The sequence below is a fragment of the Actinomycetes bacterium genome (assembly GCA_036510875.1).
Lineage (GTDB): Bacteria > Actinomycetota > Actinomycetes > Prado026 > Prado026 > DATCDE01.
Window position 1 is genome coordinate 1 of record DATCDE010000213.1, and the last position, 2,971, is coordinate 2,971.

A 2,971-nucleotide genomic window follows, 5' to 3' on the forward strand; every position below is an offset into this window, starting at 1 on the left:
GGCCTACCCGCCGACGAGGGTGCCGTCCCTCACCTCCGAGGTAGTCGGTACAGCCGGCGGACGGAAGCCGCGGGCGATCATCCACACCGCCAGCACCATCTCCTGCACGGCCAGGGGCATGAACATCAGGACTTGCTGGGACGAGTTGGCGCCGATGACTGCGTACATCGCGAGGAGGTCGGCGACCACGTAGAGCGGGATCGCCACGAGGCCCCATACCGTGATCCAGCGGGGGACGATGCGCGACCGATGGAGCAGGACGTAGAACATGGTGGCGCCGAGGCAGAACACGAGCGTCAGCACGGCGTTCACGGCGTCAGCGTCGACGACCAGGCTGCCCAGACGCACGCCGGCGGGGGACGCCGTGCCAGGTCCCGCCGAGATGGCCTCGCCCAGCGGCACGAGCAGCAGCCAACCGGCCGCGAGGAGGACGTAGCAGGCAGTCTCGACCGCTCCTCGCATGATCAGGTAGCCGGTCGCCAGCACCTCGTCCACCCGGCGCAGCACCGGGAAGAGCACCACGGGGACGAACGCGAGCGACAGCCCCATGACGAGCACCAGCAGCGCGCCCGTCACGACCACACCTGAGTGCTCCGCGGCGGCCGCGGACGGGTCGCCCGCGTCACGCACCGGAGCGCTCAGGACCATGCTGAGGACACCGGCCACCGTCCCGCTGATGTACAGGATCCCAGCTGTCGTGGCCGCCGCCTTGTGCTCTCGCATCACCTCGGTACTCATCGCGCTCTCCTCTCGACACTTTGAACGTGCACGCCACCCCCGAACGCAATAGAGCCGAAAGTCCCCGCCCGGCCACGCATCGCATCCTCGCCGTCTGTGACATGGCGCTGGTGATCTGGGATGCCGCCCTGTGGTGCGCAGGGTGACGGTGCCGTCTGGGCCAGTCATGTTCGGCTGCAACGGGTTCCACTGCCGACGGGTGGTCTCAGACGGACTCGGTTCCGCGTTCGTGGACCACCACGGGTCCCTATGATGATCGGCGACGGGCGTAGCCGCAGCGATTGGCGTCCAGTGACCGCGACCGTTCCCACAGATGGGCCCGCTCCGGTCCGGTCGCGGCGTGGGCGACGACCTCACGGGTCCTGTCGGTGAGCGCGACCCGGGCCGGCCAAATGCAGTCCGCCACCGACGAAACGGAAAGGGCGGTAGGGCTCAAAGACCCGGCCTCTTGGGCCCATCTACCCTGCCCCTTCGCGCGGCGAACGATCATACTGCGCAGCAGAAGCTGACCCCCGGGTAGGGAACAGGGAGGCCGAAGCCTTCGGTGAGATTGGGCGGCACGGTATCTACGGGTTCGCGATAGAACGGGCATGGACTGTACTGGGTTGGTGTCGCCGTAGGGAGGAGACCCGACGATGAAGACAATGAACAAGATTCGGACAGCGAACCTTCACGACACGAAAGTAGATGTGAAGGTCCTGCTCGGCGGACTGTGGATCTCCATGCTCTTCGTGTTCGCATACGTCGACATTTTCGGATTCTGGCGGGCTGATGTGATCAACGGGGCGCTCGTCGGCACAGTCTCCGGCCCAGGCTTCGAGATCAACCAACCGTTTCTTGTCTTGACCACGATCTACATTCTGATCCCGATCCTCATGGTCATCGTCTCGCTCGTCGCGCCAGCGAGGATGAACAGAACAACCAACATCGTTGTCAGTCTGATCTATGCAGCATCCGTAGTCGTATCAGTGGTCGGCGAGACCTGGATCTACTACATCCTCGGGAGTGTCGTCGAGGTGATGCTCCTGCTCGCCATCGCAAGAGTCGCCTGGACCTGGCCGCGAAGCCCCGCGCAGTGACAACAACTCGCTGGCGAGCGATCTCCTTCGACGAACTGAAGGACGAACGAGGCAGCCCTGCGACTGACAGTCGCCGCGGACCCATTGCGTACGAGGCACCCGAATTTCCGTCGCGAGGAACCTTGGGAATTTGGTCGAGGGATTGTCTCCACCGAGTTGCTCACCCCTATCGGCCAGTCGACCCTTGATGATGTGCTGGCCTGCCTGCGAGACGCCGGGGTGGCGTCGTTGAGGGATCGCCTTACGAAACGCTTCCTGCCGGACACCCAACTGCCACTTCTGTTGACCCGCGTCAGCCGCATTGGCTTGGACGACTTCCCGAGATCCGTGGATTCGTCGGCCAGTGCGGAGGGCCGTGGTGATGCACGGGAAGCGTCGCCCGATCCAGGCGTCGCCAGTGCCAAGATGCGTCATAGCCGTCGTGGACGAGTTGGTGGCATGTGTGGCGTTGCCGCGCCGGATCGTCCTGGTGCTGGTGTCCGACTTGGGTGTATTCCAGGAAATACGAATGCGGCGCTGTTGCCGGGCCTGGCTCAACAGGGAGCCGCGTCTCGGGTTGCCCAGCCGCTACCACCCGCCGCCATCTGAGTCGACGGATGTGGATCCGGTAGCGAGTTCGCGCAGGACTGCGTCGACGGCGATGGCGCGGGGCATGCCGTGCCAGCGCCGCGAGCTGGCGGTTCGTGCGGCGACGAGCTGTTCAGCGCGGGCGGCGCAGGGCGTGCACACTGCGACCATGTCGCGGAACACGGTGGTGCGCTGCGGGTCCTGCTGACGGTCGAGTAGCGCGAGCGGGCCGGTTGCCGCGCACACCAGGCAAGCCGGCGGCTGACCGTGGCGCAGATTCCATTGCGGTCGCCACCATGCCCACAGCCACCGGGCGTTGACGTCCTGCGAGTCGTTGTCGGGGTGGGTCACTCGGTGCTGCCGAATGCCGCCTCGGCGCGGGCCAGGGCTTGCGCGGCGATGATGGATTCCCATTCCCGCTGGTCGCCGGCCAGTTCTGCGGCTTCGGGACGGTGGTAGTAGGGGGTCATCCGGATCAGTGTCGGCGTGAAGTAGGCCGCACGGCGCGGTACCCCCTGGGTGGGGGTCCGTTTCCGTGCGACCTCTTCCCGAACCGGGCGTGCGGCTTTCACCGCACCCGGCTCTCC

At 65.9% G+C, this 2,971-nt stretch carries 4 protein-coding genes; 1 reads left to right on the forward strand and 3 read right to left on the reverse strand.

The window, feature by feature from the left end; genetic code table 11:
- Positions 1-3: 3 nt before the first annotated feature.
- Positions 4-738 carry a DUF4386 domain-containing protein gene (locus tag VIM19_12380; protein HEY5185674.1) on the reverse strand — a complete coding sequence of 245 codons (735 nt, stop codon included), beginning with the start codon at positions 736-738 and terminating at the stop codon, positions 4-6.
- Between the two features lie 635 nt (positions 739-1,373).
- Between VIM19_12380 and VIM19_12385 the strand changes: the two genes are divergently transcribed.
- Positions 1,374-1,817 (forward strand): DUF6326 family protein, encoded by a 444-nt coding sequence (locus VIM19_12385; GenBank protein ID HEY5185675.1) that lies wholly within the window; start codon positions 1,374-1,376, stop codon positions 1,815-1,817.
- 567 nt (positions 1,818-2,384) lie between these two features.
- Here VIM19_12385 and VIM19_12390 read toward each other — a convergent pair.
- Together VIM19_12390 and VIM19_12395 are read right to left on the reverse strand one after the other, a co-directional pair.
- Positions 2,385-2,735: a hypothetical protein gene (locus VIM19_12390; protein ID HEY5185676.1), complete on the reverse strand. Its 351-nt coding sequence runs from the start codon at positions 2,733-2,735 to the stop codon at positions 2,385-2,387.
- Positions 2,732-2,971, reverse strand: a 240-nt coding sequence (locus VIM19_12395) for a hypothetical protein (protein HEY5185677.1), incomplete at its 5' end; no start/stop codon positions are given. The genes VIM19_12395 and VIM19_12390, both read right to left, overlap by 4 nt.

What these genes read in the sequence shown, in the direction of transcription:
- VIM19_12380 (HEY5185674.1), bottom strand. Translation starts at nt 738, where the DNA reads ATGAGTACCGAGGTGATGCGAGAGCACAAGGCGGCGGCCACGACAGCT.
- VIM19_12385 (HEY5185675.1), top strand. Translation starts at nt 1,374, where the DNA reads ATGAAGACAATGAACAAGATTCGGACAGCGAACCTTCACGACACGAAA.